Annotated in this window: 18 protein-coding genes; 11 read left to right on the forward strand and 7 right to left on the reverse strand. The window is 49.5% G+C overall.

The features are described 5' to 3' along the window. Positions 1-7: 7 nt before the first annotated feature. The gene (locus TH61_RS04125; RefSeq protein ID WP_066506200.1) at positions 8-1,348 is read right to left on the reverse strand and encodes a dihydroorotase; all 1,341 of its coding nucleotides are present in this window, start codon (positions 1,346-1,348) and stop codon (positions 8-10) included. Positions 1,349-1,571: 223 nt separating this feature from the next. On the opposite strand from TH61_RS04125, the gene TH61_RS04130 reads away from it, so the two are divergent. After that, the gene (locus tag TH61_RS04130; RefSeq protein WP_082780441.1) at positions 1,572-3,068 is read left to right on the forward strand and encodes a DEAD/DEAH box helicase; all 1,497 of its coding nucleotides are present in this window, start codon (positions 1,572-1,574) and stop codon (positions 3,066-3,068) included. A 150-nt stretch (positions 3,069-3,218) separates the two neighbouring features. Here TH61_RS04130 and TH61_RS04135 read toward each other — a convergent pair whose 3' ends face one another. The 3 genes from TH61_RS04135 to TH61_RS04145 form a co-directional block, all read right to left on the reverse strand. Beyond that, on the reverse strand, positions 3,219-3,680 hold the full coding sequence (locus tag TH61_RS04135) for a hypothetical protein (protein ID WP_071887772.1): 462 nt from the start codon (positions 3,678-3,680) through the stop codon (positions 3,219-3,221). A 160-nt stretch (positions 3,681-3,840) separates the two neighbouring features. Further along, positions 3,841-4,494: a uracil phosphoribosyltransferase gene (gene upp, locus TH61_RS04140; RefSeq protein ID WP_066506203.1), complete on the reverse strand. Its 654-nt coding sequence runs from the start codon at positions 4,492-4,494 to the stop codon at positions 3,841-3,843. Continuing rightward, positions 4,449-5,411: a GNAT family N-acetyltransferase gene (locus tag TH61_RS04145; protein WP_066506208.1), complete on the reverse strand. Its 963-nt coding sequence runs from the start codon at positions 5,409-5,411 to the stop codon at positions 4,449-4,451. The genes upp and TH61_RS04145 overlap by 46 nt, the downstream gene beginning before the upstream one ends. A 153-nt stretch (positions 5,412-5,564) precedes the next feature. Here TH61_RS04145 and TH61_RS04150 point away from each other — a divergent pair, with 153 nt between their 5' ends. From TH61_RS04150 to TH61_RS04195, 10 genes are all read left to right on the forward strand, one after another. After that, positions 5,565-7,256 carry a hypothetical protein gene (locus TH61_RS04150; protein ID WP_066506211.1) on the forward strand — a complete coding sequence of 564 codons (1,692 nt, stop codon included), beginning with the start codon at positions 5,565-5,567 and terminating at the stop codon, positions 7,254-7,256. A 148-nt stretch (positions 7,257-7,404) separates the two neighbouring features. Continuing rightward, positions 7,405-9,237: an ABC transporter ATP-binding protein gene (locus TH61_RS04155; protein ID WP_066506213.1), complete on the forward strand. Its 1,833-nt coding sequence runs from the start codon at positions 7,405-7,407 to the stop codon at positions 9,235-9,237. Positions 9,238-9,420: 183 nt separating this feature from the next. Next, positions 9,421-9,882 carry a hypothetical protein gene (locus TH61_RS04160; protein ID WP_066506214.1) on the forward strand — a complete coding sequence of 154 codons (462 nt, stop codon included), beginning with the start codon at positions 9,421-9,423 and terminating at the stop codon, positions 9,880-9,882. After that, positions 9,883-10,464, forward strand: coding sequence for a D-sedoheptulose 7-phosphate isomerase (gene lpcA, locus TH61_RS04165; RefSeq protein WP_066506216.1), 582 nt, complete (start codon positions 9,883-9,885; stop codon positions 10,462-10,464). 97 nt (positions 10,465-10,561) lie between these two features. Beyond that, entirely contained in the window at positions 10,562-11,230 is a 669-nt protein-coding gene (locus TH61_RS04170) for a hypothetical protein (protein ID WP_157600547.1), read from the forward strand. Between the two features lie 132 nt (positions 11,231-11,362). Continuing rightward, the gene (locus tag TH61_RS04175; RefSeq protein ID WP_066506219.1) at positions 11,363-12,901 is read left to right on the forward strand and encodes a YifB family Mg chelatase-like AAA ATPase; all 1,539 of its coding nucleotides are present in this window, start codon (positions 11,363-11,365) and stop codon (positions 12,899-12,901) included. Between the two features lie 244 nt (positions 12,902-13,145). Continuing rightward, entirely contained in the window at positions 13,146-13,796 is a 651-nt protein-coding gene (locus TH61_RS04180) for a porin family protein (RefSeq protein ID WP_066506221.1), read from the forward strand. Between the two features lie 144 nt (positions 13,797-13,940). Further along, on the forward strand, positions 13,941-14,504 hold the full coding sequence (locus TH61_RS04185) for a porin family protein (RefSeq protein ID WP_066506223.1): 564 nt from the start codon (positions 13,941-13,943) through the stop codon (positions 14,502-14,504). Between the two features lie 297 nt (positions 14,505-14,801). Continuing rightward, positions 14,802-15,452 (forward strand): porin family protein, encoded by a 651-nt coding sequence (locus TH61_RS04190; protein WP_071887773.1) that lies wholly within the window; start codon positions 14,802-14,804, stop codon positions 15,450-15,452. Between the two features lie 161 nt (positions 15,453-15,613). After that, on the forward strand, positions 15,614-16,264 hold the full coding sequence (locus tag TH61_RS04195) for a porin family protein (RefSeq protein WP_231862298.1): 651 nt from the start codon (positions 15,614-15,616) through the stop codon (positions 16,262-16,264). A 169-nt stretch (positions 16,265-16,433) separates the two neighbouring features. Here TH61_RS04195 and TH61_RS04200 read toward each other — a convergent pair whose 3' ends face one another. The 3 genes from TH61_RS04200 to TH61_RS04210 form a co-directional block, all read right to left on the reverse strand. Further along, positions 16,434-17,795, reverse strand: coding sequence for a dipeptidase (locus TH61_RS04200; protein ID WP_066506229.1), 1,362 nt, complete (start codon positions 17,793-17,795; stop codon positions 16,434-16,436). Between the two features lie 90 nt (positions 17,796-17,885). Then, the gene (gene plsY, locus TH61_RS04205) at positions 17,886-18,527 is read right to left on the reverse strand and encodes a glycerol-3-phosphate 1-O-acyltransferase PlsY (protein WP_066506232.1); all 642 of its coding nucleotides are present in this window, start codon (positions 18,525-18,527) and stop codon (positions 17,886-17,888) included. A 226-nt stretch (positions 18,528-18,753) separates the two neighbouring features. After that, positions 18,754-23,922, reverse strand: coding sequence for a hypothetical protein (locus TH61_RS04210; RefSeq protein WP_066506233.1), 5,169 nt, complete (start codon positions 23,920-23,922; stop codon positions 18,754-18,756). Positions 23,923-23,928: the final 6 nt, after the last annotated feature.

Below are 23,928 nucleotides of genomic sequence, written 5' to 3' on the forward strand. Positions count from 1 at the left end.
GGCCTAACTATCTACTAAACAAAACCCGCTGCCCTCTTTTACTCTCATCAAAAGCACCATTCTTATAAGCCAAGTGCCCAGAGACAATAGTGTGCGTCACCACGCCCGGCAGGGTCTGGCCTTCTAAAGGAGACCAACCGCATTTGTACAGAATATTGTCTTTGGACACCGTCAAGTTTTGCTCTAAGTCCACCAAGACCAGGTCGGCCCAGTAGCCTTCACGCACGAAACCGCGTTTCTCTACCTGGAAGCAGATAGCCGGGGCATGGCACATTTTCTCCACTATGCGCTCCAGAGAAATCTTTCCCTGTTGGTAAAAGGCCAGCATCACCTGCAAGGAATGCTGTACCAACGGCAATCCCGAAGGCGCTCCTTTATAAGTACCGGCCTGTTTCTCTTCCCAGGTGTGCGGGGCGTGGTCGGTGGCAATGATGTCTAGTCTGTTATCTAGCAGGCCTTGGAACAGCGCCTGTTTGTGACGGGCTTCTTTGATGGCGGGATTACATTTAATCTGCGAACCCAGGGTTTCATATTGCGAAGCGTCAAACCAAAGATGGTGCACGCAGACCTCGGCGGTGATGCGCTTCTGCTCCAGAGGCACGTCATTCGCAAACAGGGCCAACTCTTCTTCTGTGCTGATATGCAGAATGTGTAGACGCGTATTGTGCTTTTTGGCCAGCTCTACCGCCATGCTAGAGGATTTGTAGCAGGCCTCCACACTTCTAATCAAAGGGTGCGCGCTCATGGGAATGTTTTCTTCGCCGTACTGCTCCACGTAGCGCTGGGTGTTGGCCCTGATGGTGGCCTCGTCCTCGCAATGGGTGGCAATGAGCATGGGGCTTTGCTTGAAAATCTCTTCCAGCGTGTGCACATTGTCTACCAGCATATTGCCCGTACTGGAACCCATGAACAGCTTAATACCGCAGACAGAACGGGTGTCGGTTTTCAGGATATCCTCCAGGTTGTCATTGGTGCCCCCCATAAAGAAGGAGTAGTTGGCCAATGACTTTTGCGATGCCGTGTCATACTTATCCTGCAATAGCTGTTGGGTGGTGGCATTGGGCACGGTGTTGGGCATCTCCATAAAGGTAGTCACCCCGCCAGCCACCGCCGACTTTGGCTCTGTGTACAAATCACCCTTGTGCGTAAGGCCCGGGTCCCGGAAGTGTACTTGGTCATCAATAATTCCCGGCATGAGGTATTGGCCTCGGGCGTCAATGACCGTGTCTGCCACCTCATTAAGGTTTTGGCCAATGCGCGAGATTAGACCGTTTTTGACGAAGACATCTGTTTCTTGGATTTGGCCTTCATTGACCAGACGGGCGTTTTTGATGAGGATGCTGTTCATGTTGCTAAGATAACCGCCCCTTTTATAACTAACGCGTTTTTGGGGTCTTTTCTGGAAATCAAGCCAAAAACGATGCATAGACACTCGTAGGACCTCCGGACATTACGAGGTCTTGGGAGAACAATCTTTGCTTTCCTTCAATCAATCCATCATTCAATTGCCCAAAAGCGTATGCAATGGCAAGAGGAAAGACATCAAAATTCAAATCCGTACCTTTGCAGTGATGATAGAAGAAGAGAACAAGAATTCTGCCCCTGAGCAGGACGAGAATATAGACGCCCAGCAGGAGAATGCGCCGTCAGAAGGACTTTCCTTGGAGGGAGAAGAAACAGAAGAAACCTCAGAGCAAGAGGTAGAAGAGGAAGTACCCAGCTTCGAGGATTTCAAGCTGAACAAGCAGTTGCTAAACGCCGTGGCCGAGCAGGGCTTCAACAAGCCTACCCCCGTGCAGGTACAGACCATTCCATTGGCCTTGGCTGGTCATGATGTGATGGGCATCGCGCAGACGGGTACCGGTAAAACGGCCGCCTACACGTTGCCTTTGCTCATGAAAGTGAAATATGCGCAAGGCAAACACCCACGCGCGTTGATTCTAGCGCCTACCCGCGAGCTGGTCATACAGATAGAGGAGCACATCAAAAACCTGAGCGTGTACACAGACATCAGGACGGTGGGCATTTACGGCGGCGTAGGTCCTAAGCAACAGATTGAGCGCATTCAGGCCGGCGTAGATTTACTGGTTGCCACCCCAGGCCGCCTTATGGACATTTACCGCAAAGGCGAATTGGTGCTCAAAGAACTCAAGACGCTGGTACTGGACGAAGCCGACAAGATGATGGACATGGGCTTTATGCCCCAGATTCGTCAGATTCTGGAGATTATTCCACGCAAGCGCCAGAACTTGCTGTTCTCGGCTACCATGCATGAGCGCGTGCACATTCTGTCTGAGGAGTTCCTGGAATTCCCGATGATAGTAGCTGTAACGCCGCAGGCCACGCCGGTAGAGACCGTGACGCAGGTCTTGTACCAAGTGCCTAACCTGCGCACCAAGATTGCTTTGCTGGAGCATCTGTTCCAGGACCGCGAGACATTCAACCGTGTCATGATTTTCACGCGCAGTAAAGCTAATGCAGACAACATTACCTCGTTCCTGGACCGCAAAGGCGATGGCGGCGTACGCGTGGTGCACGGCAACAAAGGCCAGAACACCCGCATCAATGCCGTAGAAACCTTCAGGGCCGGCGAAGTTCGTTACCTGGTAGCCACAGACGTAGCCGCCCGCGGTATTGACATCAATGACGTGAGCCACGTGATTAATTTTGACGTGCCCATTATCTATGAAGACTACGTGCACCGCATTGGCCGCACCGGTAGAGCAGAACAGAAAGGCGCGTCTATCACCTTCGCGAATGAGGCCGAGATGCACCACATCCAGCGCATTGAGAAGCTGATTAAGATGCAGATTCCTATGGAGCCCATGCCCGAGGAAGTGCACATATATGAAACGCCGTTTGAGGAGAAACAGGAAATTGACCGCGAGCTAGATCACCATAAACGTCAAGCCGACCCAGAATTCAAAGGCGCGTTCCATGAGAAGAAAGCCTTTACCCACGGTGAGAACATAGGCAAAGGCGCCAAAGTGAGAGACCTCAAGAAAGCCGGCTGGAAGAAAACCAAGTCAGGCGGAGCCAGCAAGCGCAAAAGCAGTAAGAGACGGTAATTGATTGTTGATTGTCAATTGCTGACACAATCGTTTTTGGCCTATTTTGGTCAAAACAGCCCAAAAATAGAAAAGCCGCTTAAAGAAATCTAGGCGGCTTTTCTATTTATATTACTTTTCTGAAAACAATCAGCAATTGACGATTAACAACTACTTATGCAAAAACTGCAGGAACGGTAAATGGCTCAGTTCAAACATGGTGAGCGTAATAGCGAAGCCCCAGAAAACGGCGCTCCAGAGCATATGCAACAGGATTCGGCCTTGGGAGACACCTAAAACAGTAGCTAAGACGGTGCCTACAATGGGGCTGAGTAAGATGGGGGTTAAGAACGCAATGCCCCACATGCCGGTGCGTTTCCAGACAGTGACAATGCGGCGGTTCTTTTTACTGAACATGGGTTTGTTCTTGAGACGCTGGCGGGCCACGTAGCGGTTATGCACGGCGTTGCCAATCACAGAGAAAAGAAAAACACTGGTCATCATGCCGGCCACTGTCAAAGCAAGAGTTGCCCCGAAAGACAAGCCCATAGTAACGCCAGCCACCGGTCCGCCCAAGAATTTGACGGAGCTTAATAAAAAGACAGAGATATATTTTACAAATGCGGCAATCATAAACAACTACCCCCCAGTAGTACTAAAGAAACAACTCATTCAGGTATACGAACACCAGACGAGAAGATTAAGTGCATTACCAATTCAAAGCGGTCAAATATAAATTAAACCTCTCTAAACAAGCAAATTAACCCCTAAAATATTTTTGTATTGTATTATTCTACTTTTTAGCGCCAAAAGCCAAATCACCGGCATCGCCTAGGCCCGGCACAATGTAAGAATGCTCGTTTAGCTTTTCGTCCAAGGCACCTACCCAGATTTCTACGTTGGGCAGTTCTTGATGGAGGAATTCTACGCCTTCTGGACTGGCTATGGCCGCGGCAATGATAAAGCGTTTGGGCACGCCAAAGCGCAGCAACGCATTATACGTTTGCACCAGAGACTTGCCAGTGGCCAGCATGGGGTCAACCAAAACCAAGACCTGGTCCTCTAAATGAGGTGAGGCCAGGTAGTCCACGTGCACCGTCAACTCTCGCCCGCCTTCTACTCTATAAGCCGCCACAAACGCGCAGTTAGAGCGGTCGAAGTAGTTCAAAAAGCCCTGATGGAAAGGCAAGCCCGCGCGCAAGACCGTAGCTAGTACTGGGAACTCCTGCAAAAGCGTCTGTTGGGTTTGAGCCAAGGGCGTTTGAACGGTTTGCGGCGCAAAAGCCAACGTTTCAGAAATACGGTAGGCCATCACCTCTGCCAGGCGCTCCAGATTTTTCCTAAACCGCATGGTGTCCGTCTGAATGGTCACATCACGCAACTCAGAGATAAAATGGTTGGCTATGGAAGGCGTTTGGCTAAGGATGTGAAGACGGTTCTGGTCCATGACGGGCTTGTGTTTGAACGTTGGAAGCTTAAAGATAGGTAAGAGACCGGCTCTGCACCAAAACCCGCGTAGAAATTAGCCACTCCAGGCACTTCGCTGCCCTCAAAATCAAAAATCATATCCTGCCCGGCCGCCTGCTCAATTAAGTAGTTTAACAGAAAGCCCATGGCGCCTAATTTCCTTCCCAGCGCAGAACTCGCCCCAAACAGAAAAGTAATTCTACGGGTATCACGCAAAATAATGGCACCAGTCAGCAGTTCGCCGGCCTGTCGTATTTCCCAGACTTCGCCTGCTTCTTGTTTTTGTGCCACTTTGGTAAGTTTCTGCAGAATGGCATAATGCCGAGGTTGTAGCCTAGGCAGCTCTCTGCCTTTGGTTTGGGTGAACAAGCGAATGACTGAATCAGGCGAAGAAACTTGCGTAGGTTGTAAGCCCGCTTGAGCCGCTTTTTTCAAACTTCTTTTCAGGTTTTGGGAATAGCCTTGGCAGATGGCCTCATAAGGAGCGGCCAAAGACAATTCATAGTTAGGCCGAGGGCGCATCTGCCAACCTGCTTGAGCGGGCAGTAAAAAGCTTTCTGATGCTGGCAATTGGTATTGAACTGTCGGATAGTGTTGCCCTAGCAAAGAAAGATATTCTTCTACCGCCGGGTGGGCACTGTCTGTAGTGGTGAATAACCCTAATTGTTGCGTGAACAGAGGTTGGTACACCTGCTTCTGCCCTATCCACTTTTTCACGGGCAAGGGGAAGACAGACACGTACTTACCATCTTTCATTTCTACCAGCGCCTGCCAAGATTTTTTGGTCACTATGTTCAAGTACCAGGCATGCGCGTACACCATGGCCTGCGGACAGGAAGCCAGGCAGGCCTCCCATTTAGCAACGTCAATTTCTTGGTGTGACAGTAGTTGAATCATGCAGGAGCAAGATACGGTTTTTGGCCTGTTTTCCGGAAAAGAGGCCAAAAACGACTATCCCTGCTATTGCCTCTTACAAGCGCACAACCTATGGGGCGGTTTAAGAGTACACGCACAAAATTTAGTACCTTCGCCTGTCTATATATTCAATAAATGAGATATTTATACTTCCTCCTACTTTTCGCGGTAACAGCCACTGTATCCAGCCCAGCTTGGGCACAGGACGCCGAGGTGCCTTTGAACGCCGACGTTTACCGCCTCATTGACCGCTACCACATCAAGTACAACACCGAAGGACTACATACCTCTTTTAAGCCGTATGGAAGGCTAAAAGTGGCTGATTTAGCGGAGAAAGCCGACCAGGACATGAATCAGCAGTCGCCGGCAGATGAGTACAACGTCAACTACCTGCTCAACGACAACTGGAACTACACGCGCTACGACCGTGACAACGCCAGCAACAGAAGCATTCTTAACCACTTCTTCGAGAACAAAACCGATTTCTACCACTATGAAAGCCCTGAGTTCACGCTGAGAGTAAATCCCGTGATTGGCTTACAGGCCGGCACAGACAGTGAGACCGATGGCTTGCGCTACGTGAACACCCGCGGCATACAGGTAGAAGGTGCGCTGGATGAGAAGCTGGGTTTTTATACCTTCCTGACAGACAACCAGGTTAAATTCCCTGGCTACGTAAACAACCGCATTGTGCGTGACACCATTGTGCCGCACGAAGGCTACTGGAAAGACTTTAAAGGCGACGGCTATGACTTTTTCACCGCCCGCGGCTACATCCGGTACGCCGCCACCAAGCACATCAGCGTGATGCTGGGCCATGATCGTAACTTCATCGGAAACGGGCATCGCTCCTTGATTCTGTCAGACTACTCGGCGCCGTACTTTTTCCTTAAGTTGCAGACCCAGGTCTGGAAACTGCAGTACACCAATCTCTACGCAGAACTCACCGCCGATCATGAGCGCTCTGATCAACTGTACCCTAAAAAGTACATGACCCTGCACCATTTAAGCGTAAACCTGCTGCCCAACCTGAACATTGGCGTGTTTGAGTCTACCATCTTCGGGCGGGACAAAGGTCGGTTTGAGTTGCAATACCTGAACCCGCTTATCTTCTACCGCGCCGTGGAGCAGGGCCTGGGTTCTTCTGACAATGCCTTGCTGGGCATGGACGCCAAATGGAACATTTTCAACCGCGTACAACTTTATGGCCAATTAGTTTTAGACGAATTCCTGCTAAGCGAAATCAAAGCGGGTAACGGCTGGTGGGCCAACAAATACGCTTTGCAAGGGGGCGCTAAATACATTGATGCCTTCGGGATTTCTAACCTTGATTTGCAGGGCGAGCTGAATTACGTGCGCCCGTTTACCTACCAGCACGAGGCAGCCTACACCAACTACCAGCACTATCAACAACCGTTGGCCCACCCTATGGGCGCCAACTTAGCAGAGGCCATTGGGATTATCCGTTACCAGCCCATTCCTAGACTAACCATGGTGGCCAAAGCAATCGCTACGCAATACGGCCAAGACCCGCCTAACACCACAGATGAACTTGGTAACAGAGTAGAGCCCAACTACGGCGGCAACGTCCTTAAGCCTTATACTACGCGTCCCGGAAACTACGGCTTTGAGGTAGGAAGCGGCGTGAAGACCAACCAGTTTTATGGCGAGTTTAACCTGTCCTACCAGATCCTCTACAACATGTTTGTGGACGTGACGCAAGTGGTTAGACGCGCCAATGCAGATGACCCAGCGTATGATCAGAAAACTTCTTTCTCCTCAATATCGTTTAGATGGAATATTCCACAACGCACATATGAGTTTTAAATAATTAGCTTTCAATTTTCACGCCGAGGCCTTCTGTACCTAGTATGGAAGGCCTTTTCGTTTTTAGCCTGTTTTGCTGGAAACAGCCTAAAAACGGCAGGTCTGGGATATGCGCTATCTTTCAAGGCTATAGCGTACCTTTGCGGCAATGAAAACGTATTTCCGCATCCTCAATTTTGCGAGGCCCTTTAATCAATATGTTCCCTGGTACGCACTTGCCACTTTGCTGGCCACGGTGTTCGGGATTATGAACTTCAGCTTGTTGATGCCGCTTTTGTCGGTGCTGTTTGACCAGGTGACGCCCGCTGAGGCCGCGCAAATGACCCGCAAGCCTGAGTTTTCCTTCACACTGGGGTTCATCAAACAATTCTTCTACTACAACTTCGGGAGTATCATTCAGGAGCAGGGCAAATTAGGAGCCTTGAAGTTCATCTGCTTGATTTTGATCGGGTCTGTCTTTCTGGCCAACGTGTTCAGGTATCTGGGGCTTAGGATTGAAGGCGTGGTGCGGGCCAAAGTGATTAAGCGCCTGCGCATGGCCGTATATGAGCGACTGACGCAGTTGCAACTGGGTTTCTTCTCTAACCAGCGCAAAGGCCACGTCATGTCTATTCTTACCAATGACGTGCAGGAAGTTGAGAATTCCGTGGTGAGCACTTTGAATGTGTTGTTCAGGGAGCCGTTTCTACTGATTGGTTACTTTGTGGTGCTGTTCTACCTGTCACCGAGCATGACGTTTTTCAGTTTGCTGGTCTTGCCTATCTCGGGGGGCATCATTGCCTTGATTTCTAAGAAACTACGCAAGCAGTCTAGTAGCGGCCAAGACGCCTTGGGTTCCATCTTGAGCATCATTGACGAGACCTTAGGCGGCATGCGGGTCATCAAAGGATTCAACGCCCAGCCGTACGTCATTCAGAAATTTGAGCAGAGCAATAATTGGTACGCGCGCGTAGCCACGGCCATCTTTAACAGACGCGGCATGGCCTCGCCGGTATCTGAATTTCTAGGAGTCACAGTAGTGGCAGGCATTTTATATTATGGCGGCTCTTTGGTGTTAGGCGGAAACTCAGACTTAGAGGCCTCTGAATTGATTGGCTACCTCATCATCTTCTCACAGGTATTGTCGCCGGTGAAGGCCATGTCTAATGCGTTCAGCAACATTCAGCGCGGATTGGTGGCCGGGGAGCGCGTGTTGGAATTGATAGATACTGAGCCGCTCATCAGAGACAAGTCAGATTCTAAGACATTACCGGCTTTCACGCAGTCCATAGAATTCAAAAACGTAGGCTTTAAATACGGTGCCGAGCCCATCTTGCAGGACATCAACTTGACCATTGAGAAAGGAAAGACCATCGCTTTAGTAGGTCCGTCGGGTGGTGGAAAATCTACGCTAGCTGACTTGCTACCGCGCTTTTATGACCCCACCGAAGGCACCATCTCTATTGACGGCGTAGACCTGCGCGACTGTAGTCTGCATTCTATCAGAGAGCAGATGGGTATTGTGACGCAGGAGTCCATCCTGTTCAATGACACCATCTTCAATAACATTGCTTTTAACAAGACAGACGCCACTGAGGCCGAAGTAATAGCCGCTGCCAAGATTGCCAACGCGCATGAGTTCATCATGCAGAGCCCAGACGGCTACCAGACCATTATTGGCGACCGTGGCGGAAAACTATCCGGTGGTCAGCGTCAGCGCTTGAGCATTGCCCGCGCCATTTTAAAGAACCCACCCATCTTGATTATGGATGAGGCCACCTCGGCGCTGGACACCGAATCTGAGAAACTGGTGCAGGAAGCCTTAACCAACCTCATGAAGAACCGCACTTCCCTGGTCATCGCTCACCGTCTAAGCACCATTCAGCACGCAGATGAAATCATTGTTTTACAGGCCGGCCGCATTGTAGAACGCGGCAACCATGCCACGCTGGTTCAGCAAGGCGGTCTTTACTTCAAACTCACCCAGATGCAGCATAACTAATTGATTGCTAATTGTTGATTACTAATTGCTGAACAACAATTGACAATCAGCAATCAGCAATTGTGCAAAGAACCGTTTTTAGCCTACTTTCCAGAAAAGAGGTCAAAAACAGTTCTTTGTTTTTACAGGATTTGCGTACAGGAGAATATTCAATGAATCTAATCTTTGTAAAGACTATATAGTATGGAACCTGTAAAGAAATTTCTCAATGTATTGGTGATGGTCTATCTGGTCATCACGTTTCTGTTTCTCTTACACATTTTAAGTGTGTCTAAGTTTGTGATGCTCTTTGATATGGCAGACAACGCCTCTTTCTATTACAGTCTGCTGTGGGTGGGTGCCCTGCTCCTCTTCACCTTACTCTTGGTAGAAAACGCGTATATTGCCACCTTAAAACGAGGCTTGGAACGGGAACGTCGTCAACTGACAGATGCTAAGGCCCAACTGTTTGACCAACGGTTAAAAGCAGCATCAGAGGCGCCCATTGTGCCAAGAGGCGCAAAGCCTGAATCCGCTAGAGATATAGAAATAGAACAGAACCTGCGTCACGGCAGCAGCCAGCCCCATCAGCCAACCGTTCATCCGAATGATCCGGCAGATGACACCTGGCGTCCGTTGCCTGACCATGAGAGACCCTTACCCTAAATGAATACACACGCATCCACCATCATAGCTGAACTTCAGGAAGCCCAACAGGTCTTAGCCAACTTCTTGGCCCAGCCAGAAACCATCACGTCTATTGAAGCAGCAGCGCAAGTCATGGCTCAAAGCCTGAAAAGCGGCGGCAAAATCCTGTCCTGCGGCAACGGTGGTTCCATGTGTGATGCCATGCATTTTGCAGAAGAGCTGACCGGACGCTACCGCGAGAACCGTCCACCCATGGCCGCCATTTCCATCTCAGACCCTAGTCACTTAAGCTGCGTGTCCAATGACTACGGTTATGAACATGTCTTCTCAAGGTATGTAGAAGCACTGGCCCAATCCAATGACGTGGTCTTGGCCATCAGCACCAGCGGCAATTCTGGCAATGCGCTTAAAGCCGCTCAGGCCGCTAAACAAAAAGGCGCCAAAGTGGTGAGTCTTACCGGCAAAGACGGCGGTCAGCTGGCGGCGGTTAGCGATGTAGAGATTAGAGTGCCCCACTTCGGCTACGCCGATAGAATCCAGGAAATCCATATCAAGGTGATTCATATCTTGATTTTGCTACTGGAAAAGGAGATGGCTTAAAACCATTTTTGGCCTCTTTTCACCAAAACAGGCCAAAAACAGAGTGGTACTGACCAAGCTTGATAACTTATACTATGCAAGACAGTAAAAGGAGACCATGAAAATACATGGTCTCCTTTTTTGCTTTCTGTTGTGGACAGGCTTATCTGCGTGTAGTTCTAACCCGCAAGAGAAACCAGAAACCAACCTTTCTGAGACAACTTCTACAAAAGATTCAGCTTCTACAATCCAACCTAAAGGATCAGACAAGCAGGATTCTAGTTTTCAAATCATTCCGGGCCAGCGCATTGGGCAGATTTCTCTGGGACAATCGCCAGAGGATCTGGTCAAGGCCTTGGGGCCACCAGATTCTACAGATGCGGCCATGGGCAAGGCCTTACTGACCTGGTTTAGTAAATCAAGCAAAGCACCGCGGCAGGAAGTGACCGTGTACACCGTCCGGGAAAACACGGGAATGGCCAATGAGCAGGTGGGCGTGCGGCAGGTACGCATTACCTCTCCAGAATTCACTATTCCAGATAATTATCTAAAGACCGGCAGCTCGCTTCCGCAGATCAGAAAAGTGTATCCTTCTGCCAAGGCAGTCGCTTATTATCTGGTTCCAGGAAATGATAGAGTGTACGTGTATGATGTGCAGCACCAAGGAATTGCTTTTGAAGTGAGTGGAGCAGATAGCGTGTGCGTGGCCATCACCATTCATCCCAAAGGCAAGGGCGTGCAGGAAGAATACTTGCCGCTACACCCAGATATAAAGTTGTTGCAATAACAGATATGCGTTTTTAGCCTCCTTTCCAGAAAATAAGCCAAAAACGGAATTGCCAGGGTACCTTCGGAATTTATTAGCCTTTGCGTATGTTGGGGCTCTCAATAAAAATCACTGAAAACTACCTGTTGCTCTATGCTAGTCAAAACCTTTGGCAGTGCAGTACAAGGCGTGCATGCCTTCACCATTACCATTGAAGTAAACGTTACACCCGGCACCAAATACTTTCTGGTAGGCCTGCCCGACAATGCCATCAAAGAAAGCGAGCAACGCATAGAGTCTGCCCTTAAACACCATGGCTACCGCATGCCGCGCCAGAAAGTAGTCATCAACATGGCCCCGGCGGACGTGCGCAAAGAAGGCTCTGCCTATGACCTGCCCATTGCCTTGGGCATCCTGGCTGCCTCAGATCAATTGGCTTCTGAGCGTCTGAGTGACTATGTGATCATGGGCGAGTTGGCCTTGGGTGGCGAGCTGCGTCCCATCAAAGGCGTCTTGCCCATTGCCATCCAAGCTAGAAAGGAAGGATTTAAGGGTATCATTCTTCCCATCCAAAATGCACAAGAAGCCGCCATTGTCAATAATTTAGACGTCATTGGTGTCTCTACGTTAAAAGAGGCCATAGATTTCTTGAATGATGAATTGGAGATAAAGCCCGTCAAGATTGACACCCGAGACATCTTTCAGGCCACCGTCCATCAATATACCGCCGACTTTGCCGATGTGCAAGGCCAAGAAAACATAAAGCGCGCTTTGGAGATTGCCGCGGCTGGTGGTCATAACGTGATCATGATCGGGCCACCGGGTGCTGGTAAGACCATGCTGGCCAAGCGGCTACCCTCCATCTTGCCACCGCTTACTTTACATGAGGCGCTAGAGACGACTAAAATACATTCGGTAGTAGGTAAATTAGGCAAGCAGGCATCACTATTGGCGCAACGGCCTTTCAGAGCGCCGCATCATACTATTTCAGACGTGGCCTTGGTGGGCGGCGGCGGCAATCCCCAGCCCGGCGAAATTTCCCTAGCCCACAACGGCGTCTTGTTCCTGGACGAGTTGCCCGAGTTTAAGCGCACCGTATTGGAAGTGATGCGCCAACCCTTGGAAGAACGAAGAGTCACCATCTCTAGAGCCAAAGTAAGCATAGATTTCCCTGCGAATTTTATGTTGGTGGCCAGCATGAACCCCTGCCCCTGTGGCTACTACAACCACCCCGAGAAAGAATGCGTCTGCGGGCCGGGCATTGTGCAACGCTATTTAAACAAAGTAAGTGGTCCACTCCTTGACCGAATTGACTTGCACGTAGAGGTGACGCCCGTCTCTTTTGACCAGATGACCGAAGTTCGTAAAACAGAAAGCAGCGGTGACATTAGGGAGCGCGTGGAGAGGGCCAGAAAGTGGCAGGCAGTGCGCTTCGCGGATTTCCCAGAGATTCATTCCAACTCCATGATGCCGCCCCAGATGGTGAAAGACCTCTGCCCCATCAATGAGGCCGGCCGTCTGCTCTTAAAAGCCGCCATGGAAAAATTGGGCCTTTCTGCCCGCGCTTATGACCGTATTTTAAAAGTAAGCCGCACTATTGCAGATCTTTCTGGCTCTGATAACATTAAGATTGAGCACCTGGCAGAAGCCATCCAGTACCGCAGCTTAGACCGCGAAGGCTGGGCCGGGTAACTTTCTGTTTTTAAGCTATTTTCTAGAAATCAAGCCAAAACGGCCGGCCTCTTATATTGCATGAAGAGGCCGGCCGTTTCCGTTTACGCAAAAATATATCATTTGTATATAGGGGTAAACCTATGTTAATTTGTCTAAAAGAAAGTTAGCGCTGCCGCAGACTGTTTGTTTACTGACTTTGTAATCAGTAGCAGCTTGTACAAACGTGTAATTATTAACAATCTATAACCTACCCTTTATTAACATGAAAAAAGTATTACTAGTGGTTGCAGCAGTTTGCAGCTCTTATTTTGCCCAGGCACAAGACGGCGGTATCAAATTAGGCTTGAAAGCTGGTATCAACTACGCCAACATTACAGGAGATGACGCCTCTAGCGCAGATCCGAGGATTGGATTACACTTTGGCGCGTTTGCAGACTACGGCATCAACGAGATGGTTTCTATTCGTCCAGAGATTATGTTTTCTGGCAAAGGCTTTAAAATGGAAGAGTCTGAGTCTAATATTTTTGAGGCAGGGGATAGATATTCCATGGAGATGACTCAACAGATAAACTACATAGATGTACCAGTACTTGCGCACATCAAACAAGGTAACTTCTTCTTGGAAGTGGGTCCTCAGGTTTCTTTCTTAATGAGTGCCAAAGGTACTGTGAAAGGAACATACAAGGCAGCTGACGGAACTTCTGAAAGCGAAGAGGACAGCGACTCTTCTACTGACGGATTAAGATCTGTAGGTTTGGGTTATGCCTTAGGTGCTGGCTATGAGCTTTCTAACGGAGTAGCCCTGAGCCTACGCTACAACGGTGACTTTACTGGCATTGCAGAAGAGGATGATGATGCAAAAATTAAAAATTCAGTAATCCAGCTTTCTGTAAGCTACCGTATCAGCAAATAAACAGTCAAGCCCGATTTAACTGGTTATCAAATAGTTAAATCGGGCTTAATTATTTAAAAAATATCACCTTTCTACTAATTTTATATATATAATTTATATATTTAGTCAAATTAGGACGTAACCCATCACTTAATCTGTACAATTATGAAAAAACTAGTATTCATTTTAGCAGCGTTGTTCACCTTCTCATTTGCCGCACAGGCCCAAGAAGGAATTAAATTAGGCCTTAAAGCCGGAGTAAATTACAGCAATCTGTCTGGCGACGGCACAGATGAGTTAGACTCTCAGTTTGGTTTCCACGTGGGTGGTTTCTTAGACTATGGCATTTCTGAGATGGTGTCTATCCGTCCAGAGTTGTTGTTTTCTAGCAAAGGATTTGCAGTGAGCGGTGACGATGATGATGACTTCAACCAAAGCCTACGCTACATTGATCTTCCTATCATGGTAAGAGTAAATGCTGGAGGCTTGTATTTTGAAGGCGGCCCTACCTTGGGTTACTTGGTATCTGTTAGCGAAGGCGAGACAGACGACTACAAGAAATTTGAATTCGGCTATGCCGCTGGCTTGGGTTACCAAATGGCTAGCGGATTAGGCATTGGTCTGCGTTACCAAGGTGGCTTGACCAGCATCATTGACAATGATGACGCTGATAAAATCACCAACTCTGTTTTCCAGTTGGGACTTAGCTATACATTGGGTACCAGATAATATTCTAAGTACCATTCCATCTAAAGAGGCCTGTCTACCACAGGCCTCTTTTTTTATGCCTTTTTGTGCGCTCATGAATCACAATCTGAGACTCAATCACTTACCCACGTAACTTTATAATCACTTTTGAGGTCCCTCTTAGATTATGTTAAGTATTATACTTTTTCCAGAGTGACGTTTTAAGAAAGGCGCTGAATACTTAAACAATATATACAACCTTTTCCGTTATAGTCGTATAACACCCACAATTACGGGTAGGCTAAACAGTCTACTTACTTTTTACAAACCAACAAGATTATGAAAAAGATTGTATTATTTGTAGCTGCCGCACTTTCCTTCTCTTTCGCGAACGCTCAATCTGGACCACGCATTGGCTTAAAAGCTGGTATGACGTACTCTAACCTTTCTGGTGACTTAGAAAACGAAGACATTTATGATAACAAGTTTGGGTTTGTAGGCGGCTTGACGGCCAACTTTGACCTTTCCGGTGATGGGTTCCTATCACTTCAGCCAGAATTGCTGTATTCGCAAAAAGGCTACCAATACAATGATGAGAAGTTCACGGTAGGTGGCACAGATTACAAAATCAAAGGCGACGTGAACTACAACTACTTGGATTTGCCGGTGCTTTTGAGAGTAAACGCAGGTGGATTGTTCTTTGAGGCCGGCCCACAGGTGTCTTACCTACTTTCTGTAAAAGACAACAGTGAGTTTAAGGTAAATGATGAAAGCTATGAGTCAACTGAGAGATATGACAAAGATGATTTCTCTGAGATTGAGATTGGCTATGCTGCCGGCGTTGGATATCAGTTAGACAACGGCTTAAGCTTAGGCGTAAGATACAACGGTGGTATCAATGCCTTGGCCAAAGAAGACAATGACGAATTGACCAACGCGCGTCATTCAGTCGTGATGGCTACCATTGGCTTTACCTTGCCACGTAAATAAGACATATTAGAAAAACTGTAATTTTTCACACAGAAAGCCTTGCTATGCGGGGCTTTCTGTGTGTCATAGCCTTTGCATTGCAGCGTTCCTTTAAATCTGGCATAAGATTTGAAACGTACGTTGACAAGTAAATGGAACTAATTCCCCAAAAACTGACACCCATGAAAAAAGCATTTATCCTTTTAGTTGCAGTAGTAGGATCTTTTGCAGCTCAAGCCCAAACAACTATTGGTATCAAAGCAGGCGCTAATTATTCTAACCTTTCTGGTGACCTGAAAGACGAAAGTCGCTTCAATAACAAACTAGGCTTTCATGGCGGCTTATACGCCAACATCCCGGTGATTAGTGACTTGTTGTCTATCCAGCCAGAGTTTCTGTACTCTAATAAAGGCTTCAAGTATGATGACAAAGTGACCACCTCATTGTTTGGCACTGAGACTCGCCAGGAAGGCTCTGCCAATTTCAACTACTTAGACGTGCCAGTATTGGCCAGAGTAAAGGCCGCTGGCTTCTTCTTTGAGGCGGGCCCACAGTTGTCTTACCTGATCAACGTGAATGACAAGACCAAAACCTATGTGGACGGCGAATTGCAGGACAGATCTACCAGCGAGAAAAGCAAAGAAGGCTACTCAGACTTTGAGATAGGCTACGCCGCCGGTTTAGGATTCGCCACTTCGGGTGGGGTGAGCCTGGGCTTGCGCTACAACGGCGCCTTCACAGACTTATCTGATGACTCTCCTGCCCGCGGCGATTTCAAAGATGCCCGTCACTCTGTCTTCCAACTGTCTGTAGGCTTCCCGCTGAGCAAGTAAGACACACGATGTAAGACGCAAGGCACAGGACTTGTGCTCATAAAAAATCCCCACCTTCTTCTTGAGGGTGGGGATTTTTATTTTTGGCCTGTTTTCTGTAAAACAGGCCAAAAACGGTATTCGCAATAATCAAGTCACACCTCTGCTGAAACAGTCTTATGTCTTGCGTCTATTTCTGAAGCTCAGCAAAATGCTGGTAAAACACTGGAATGGTTTCAATGCCTTTCATGAAGTTGAAAATCCCGAAGTGCTCATTAGGCGAGTGAATAGCGTCTGAATCTAGCCCGAAGCCCATCAACACGGTGTCTACGTCCAGCACTGACTTGAACATGGCCACAATTGGGATGCTTCCGCCGCTGCGTACCGGCACTGGCTTCTTCCCAAAAGTATCTTCCATGGCCTTGGCAGCCGCCTGGTAGCCCGCCGAGGTGGTAGGCGTCACCACCGGCTCACCGCCGTGATGCGGTTTCACTACCACTTTTACGCTGGGCGGCGCAATGGACTCAAAATGCTTCTGGAAAAGCTCAGAGATTTCTTCTGACGATTGGTGCGGCACCAGACGCATGGAGATCTTAGCAAAGGCTTTGGAAGGAATCACGGTCTTGGCACCTTCGCCGGTGTAGCCGCCCCAAATGCCGTTCACATCCAGTGTAGGCCTGATGGAGTTGCGCTCCATGGTGCTATAGCCGGCTTCGCCGTGTACGTCAGAGAGGTCCAGAGCTTTCTTGTAGTTGTCCAGGCTGAAAGGAGCGCGGGCCATTTCGGCACGTTCTTCTTGGCTCAGCTCTTCTACCTTGTCATAGAAGCCCGGAATGGTGATGTGGTTGTTCTCATCATGCAGCGACGCAATCATCTTGCACAGCACATTAATGGGGTTGGCCACCGCGCCACCATATAGACCTGAGTGCAGGTCACGGTTAGGACCGGTCACTTCTACCTCATGGTAGCTTAGACCGCGCAGACCAGTCGTTACAGACGGCACGTCATTGGCCAGCATGCCCGTGTCAGAAATCACAATCACGTCTGACTTCAATAACTCTGTGTTGGCTTTCACGAAGGTGGCCAGGTTCACAGAGCCTACTTCTTCTTCGCCTTCAATCATGAACTTGACGTTGCACGGCATCTGGTTGTGGTGCATCATGGTCTCAAAGGCCTTCACGTGCATATAGGTCTGGCCTTTGTCATCACAGGCGCCGCGGGCGTATATCTTCTCGTCTTTGATGACCGGCTCAAACGGCGGCGAGTCCCAAAGCTCATATGGGTCGGCGGGCTGCACGTCATAGTGGCCGTACACCAGCACCGTGGGCAGGCTGGGGTCAATGATTTTCTCGGCGTAGACAATGGGGTTACCGGCGGTCTCAAACAACTGGGCGTTGTCGGCGCCGGCTTCCTGTAGCTTCTGCTTCAGAAACTCGGCGGCCTTGAGCACATCGCCTTTAAAGGCGGGGTCAGCGCTCACCGACGGGATGCGCAACAAGTCCAGCAACTCATTGATGAAGCGGTCTTTATTCTCTTGGATATAGTCTTTCATAGAAGGTGGGTTACGAAGGTTTTAAATTAAAAAGAAAAGCCACTCTCTCCTAAAGAATGGCTTTGTTGTCTTATCTGGAAATGGCATAGGTCAGGATTTTTTTCCGCCGAAGCTGATTTTGCTTTCCACGCCCTGCAGCAGCCGGCCGATGTTCTTGCGGTGCGTAAAAATAACCAGCAGCGCAATCAACACACCAAAGACCATCATCAAAGGTTCTTCGGGGTGAAACTTAGGCAAGAGCAAAAGCAAGGGAAACGCTATGGCCGCCAGCATAGAGCCCAATGACACATATTTAAACGCAAGCAGCACAATGATGAAAATGCCCAGGCAGATGAGCGCCACGTCTGTCTGCACGGCTAGCACCATGCCCATGAGCGTGGCCACGCCTTTGCCGCCCTTAAAGCCCACGTACACCGGGAACACGTGCCCAATTACCGCCAAAGTGCCTAGCAAGATTTTATACAGCACCACCTGCTCAGCCGGAATAGCCTCAAAAATCAGCAGGAAGCCCGCCAGGGAAGTGGCCGTCCAGCCTTTAAAGATATCTACCAGCATCACCACTGCGCCGGGCTTTTTGCCCAGTACCCTAAAAGTGTTGGTAGCGCCGGCGTTGCCGCTGCCATGTTCACGCACGTCTATGCCATAGTACGCCTGCCCTACCCAAACCGCGGTAGGCAGAGCCCCAATGAGGTACGCGGCCAAAAACATCCCTCCAATAATCAATCCTTCCATGCTTCTTCTTCTCAACACAGGCCTTGCGGCCTATATCTTGTACGTGTGTGGTTATATTATTCTCCAAATATAGAGAAAGCCCTTTGTACTACCCAAGCCCCAAGGTGCCTTAGACCCGAAATACAGCATCCCGTTTTTAGGCTGTTTCTGAGAAATCAGGCCAAAAACGGGATGCTGTATAATACTGCCTGTGCGGCAGAAGGTTGTGAAGAAGCAGAGGCGGGACTTAGTTGCCCGTCGGGTTGATGTCTGGCGGCGGGGTGCCTTCGTCCTTCTTCTTTTTCTTTTTGTCTTTCTTTGGGTCTTCAGTCACAGGGTCAGCCAACGGAATGTCTGGGGCTGGTTCTACCTCAGCGTCTTTCTTCTTTTTCTCTTTCTTAGACTTGGCCGGGGCTTCTTCCTGCGTTTTGGCCGGAGCTGGTTCAAATCCTGGAGGAACCGCATCGGTGGCCTCTTCTGACTTGCCTTTCTTTTTCTTGGCTTTCTTGCCGGTTTCTTCGGCCGGTGCCGTGTCAAAGGTGTTGTACACTGGTTGCGCTGGTGCCGCTTTCAAAGGCTCCTTGCCCAGGTAGTTCTTTCTAAAGTAGTTCACAAACTCCATCTTCTCTATCTGCTCTACCGGGTAGAAGTTGTAAGAACCAGCGCCCGGCCCACCGCCTTTGGCTTTGTCTGAGATGATGCCGTTGAATCCTTCATCTGAGGAGGCCAAGCCTAAGGCGCCTTCATAGAAATTCAGGAAGTACCAGGCATACGGCGTTGGCTCCAGGAAGATGGCTACTGCGTCTCCAGAGGCGCCGCGCTTTATTTCAATGTACCCATTGATCTTGGCATTGATGTCTTTTTTGCCCACTCCTGCCAAACTCAATGGACCCACGCTGTACCAGGCATTGGTTTTAGGCGACCATTTGAACTGCACTTGATTCAAGACCAGGCTGTGCAACAACTTAGGCGAAATCTTGGAGAAAGGCACATAGCCCGCTGCCGTCTGCTTCTTAAACTCCTCTACGCCTTTGTCGCCTAAGAATGCGGCCAGTTTATAAGGCAAGGTAGCATCATTGAGGTCTATGGCTTCTGGCGCACCGTCCACGTTCTTAGCCAAAGTATTGCCCATGCTCTCCACCGCCTGCGCTGGAATGTCATAGTCAAAGGCCAGGAAGGTGTTCAGGTTATACGAGCTGCTATCTGTGCGGGCATTACCAGTTCCTGCGGCCTTTAACTCAAAGCCTTTGGTGGGCTCAATCAATTTGAACGTACCGTCATAGGTGAGTTGTTTGGTAGCGTCATTGTACTGGAGCATGTTGCCGGTATAGGACTTACCATAGGCTCTGCCTTCTTCGCCTAACTTAAAGCTCTTGGTTTCTTTGTCAAAGGACAAGAAGCCCTCCACTTCAAACACGTCCAAGTCTGTGAGGTCCTGCTTCTGCGACACAAAGGTGTTGTAAATCTTACCAGTACCGTTGTTGATATGGATACCTGTTTTCAACGGCGTGCCATCTGCCAATGCTGGTTTAGTAATCTCTAAGCGCACATCTTCAGGGTTCAGGCCTTCGCGTTTGTATGGGAACCAGTCAGACTTCTCCATGCCCGTGAAGCTCAGCTTGGCGTGTCCGTCAAAGTCCATGTGCTTTTTGTTGGAGTGAAGTTTTACGTCTCCATAATACCGTACTCTGGGCAGAATGTAGAGGGTGTCTTTCTCATTCACCGTAGCTGAGGCCAGGAAGAAAGGTGTAGCCGTAGCCTCCTTCTTTCTCTCCTTTTTATCTTCAGAAACCTCATTCCAGGCGAAGTTGTTGAACTTGATGTTGTACTTGTCTGTGGCGGCGTTGGCAAACTGATAGATGGCATTACCGGTCAGCGCCTGGTTGTTGTCAATATGGATTTCGCCGCGCACCAGTTGGTGGTGTTTCTGAAGGGAGTCCATGGCCAAACCGGCATTCTTGAAGGTTTTAAGCTTGGCGTTCTCCAAGATGTGCACTCTATTGCTATCTGGTATCACGTAGCTGTCGCCTACCGGGATGTAGGGCACGCCAGAGGCCATCAAGGTAGATTTGCTCAGGTCATACACCGCGCCCGTCGCCTTGAATCTTAGCGAGTCTACACCCGGCTTCATGGAGTAGAAGTAGGACGTGTTGTCATCCTGACCCGAGGTAAGCGTCAGTTTCTTTTCTTTGAAATCCCAGCGGCCGCCGCCCAGAGAGGACTTGTACTGCGCAAACGGGAACACCGTACTGGCAAAGCCTTTGCGTTCTGGCGCATATTTGGAGTAGCCTTCGTCTAAGTAGAAGTCTAGGAAAATGTCATAGGTAGACAGGGCTGGCCGCTTGATGTCTGCCGAGCTGATCTCCATGGAAGCCCTGTTGCCATGAATAAGGCCTTTCTTGAACACAAACAACGGCGACTTGATGGCTACATCCTTGCTCTCTGCCACCCCGTCCCCAAACAAGGCAGACGGTGTAAAGCCCAGCATGCCTTTATAGGTGAAGCGCTCATTAAACAACTTCATGACGTCCTTGCCTTTGGTTCTTACCTCTAGCGTGTCTTTATACGGCCACCATTGCATGGTAAAGGCATTGAAGCTTCCGCTGGGGTAAGAGCCCTGGGCCACAGAACCCGCCACAAAACTGCCTTTCACGCCCTTGTCTGTATGCGCAGAGTCCACGAAGAAGGTGAAGTTAGGCGAGTACATGGTGGCTGTCTGATACGACAACGTACCACGCCCGCGCAGGCCTTTGCCGTCCATGGTCAAGGTATCTGTGAACTTGCCTTTGTTGCCATAGGCGTTGAAACCACCCTTGGGGATGATGTACCTAAAGCCCAAAGTCCCATCTGGCTGCACACTCAACTTGGTAGGGAAATCCGGGAAAATACCACCCGAGGTAAACGTACCGTTAAAGCTGATGGCACTGGCCTTGGAACTGGTCATGCTGTCAATTTTAAACGGCGGTACCGTAAAGTACACGGTGGTGTCATACACGCCGCCCATGATCTCAGGCTTGTTGAAGTATACCGTAGCGCCAGAAACGGCATCTAGTGACGGATAACCGGGTACTTTCTTTCTACCAGACTTATTATCTGCCCGGTTCAGGTACAACTTGGCCGTCCCTTTGTCGCCACGGCTTACCATGGCAAAGTTAGACTGCTTGGGTTTACCGTCTTTATCGGTGGCTTTGGTGGTTACAATGGTAGAGTCAATCTTGGCCATGTTGATGAAGAAACCATCATAGTCAAACATGAACTCCTTGCCTTTAAAACTGAAGTTAGGCGACACCACCTTGCCGTTGAACGAGATGTTGCGGTTTTTCTGGATGCGCACTATCTGGCTATCTGGCTCGGCGTACACGGTAGAGTCTGCGTTGAACGGGAATTTCTTAACGCCGCGCAGAATCAAATCACCGGTGGCTAAGTCTAGCGTAGCGTTTTTACCCGCCGGTGACAAAGCGTTCAATTGAATGTAGTCAAAGTCTTTCTTGTTGCGGGACGCCTCAACGTAATGGAAGGCCTTGTCCAGCACCTGCACGTTACCAGACGGAACGTCATAGTCCACAAAGTTACCCTGCATCAAAGAATTGAGCGTAGTATGCGCCGTGGCTGGCTTCATCTTAAACTCCTCTATCATCTCAGAGATATGGAACCCCTTGGCGCCTTTCTTCTGCGCAAAGCCCACCACTAAATACAGTGGGTGGAAATTGGAGATGTTCTGAATCTGCTGAAATGTAGTCTCTGTGAAGTATTCCTTAGAAGCGACTTGCGCCGGCACTTGGTTTTTAGCCGTCACAATCCCGAAGTCAATCTGCGGTTTCTGCAAATCCCAAACGGCCATCTCTGAGGTAAGCTCTACCTGGTGATAAGAATTAGAGTACGGCGTGGTTTTGTATAGCCCATCCGGGTTCATGAGCAACAGGCGCTTGGAGTTCTTGTTGTATTTGAACTGAACCCCCGGGTGCGCAATGGAGTCTTTGCCCTGGTACATGGCAATTCCGGCCTCAGGCGCAGAGATTAAGCTGTCCGTGATGGTGTAGTTGCGCGCCCAGGACCTGAATTTCTTCTCGCCGTTCTGTGACACCCAGATAGTAGAAGGGCTTTCATCCAGAGAGGCACTCATGAGTTTGTTACCCAGCAGGGACATGCCACCCACGTACTGCACATCTGCGCCAAAGCGTTTGATTTTGGCGTCATTGGTGTGCGAGATAAAGCGCGGGTAGGCTTTCTGGCCATTGGTCGGAGTGCGCACCAGTTTGTATTCCAGGTTACCCTGTATGTTGTTGTCCAACACCGCGGGGAAGTTCAAGGTCACATCCTCGGCTTTGAAACCGGCTTTGCTCACCTCTACGGCAATGCCTTTGAATGTAGCCGTGGCGTCGCCGCCCAGACTGTTCCACGTGAACGTGCCGCCGTTGCCCACAAACATGCCGCCGCCCAAAGACACCGCACCTGAGGTTTTCTTGATAGTCACCGAGTCAAACGGCGCCGTCAGCAATAGGTCAACGTCTTTCAATACCACCACCGGACCTTTGATTTCTGGCAAAGGCGCGGCCGTGTAAGCAAAGCGCATAGGCTCTGGTTGCACCACTTCTTTTAATGGAGCAGGCTCTTCTTTCTTAGGAGTAGTGGTAGTTGTTTTAGGCTTGCTGGCTGTCTTCTTGGCCGGAGCCTTTTTCTTAGGCTTGTCCCAAGAGGCCCATGGATCGTCCTCGGCGGGTTTGGCTGCTTTGGGTGGATCCCAGCTGGCCCACGGGTCATCTTCTACTTTCTTAACTGGTTTCTTGGCGGCTGGAGCAGGTGTTTTGGGCTTGGCTGCGGCTACGGGGGCCGGAGTGGCTGGCTTAGCGACCGGTTTCTCTACAACGGGAGGCTCTTCTCCCCAACCGCTGTCTGTGCCGGCTGAGGCAGTGCCTTCACGGTATTCAAAGCTGAAACTTCCATTTAATACTCTTAAACCATTGGTAGGCCCTTTGTAGAGTGTTTTGGTGCCTAGGAAGGCGTAAGCGGTGTTCAGGTATTTCTCATACACTTTAAAATCCTGCTTCTGCAAGGTCTGTTCGGTCACAGTCAGGAACTGGTCCATATTGGCCCCGCTGTACTGGTGCACGTTCACGGCACTGCCCACTGCGCCCCAGAAACTTTCAAAGTGCGGCCGTGACTTCATTTTCTTTTTGAGCATCTGCTGGGAGAGCTCCATGACCTTGGTTTTCTGGGCGGCGCTGAGCTTGCCACTGTTCCAGGCGGACTCCAAGCCGGTGGCCGCCTCCAGGGCGACGGCGTTCTTGGTCCCGGCCATTATGGTGCGGGCATCTACCAGAAACTGTTGTGGGTCTTCTGCTGACAGCTTATAACTCTGTCCATATCCCACAAACCCAACCAGAAACAAAAAGAGAGAGAGAGTAAAGTGCTTCATAAGAAG

The organism is Rufibacter sp. DG15C, from assembly GCF_001577755.1.
Classification (GTDB): domain Bacteria; phylum Bacteroidota; class Bacteroidia; order Cytophagales; family Hymenobacteraceae; genus Nibribacter.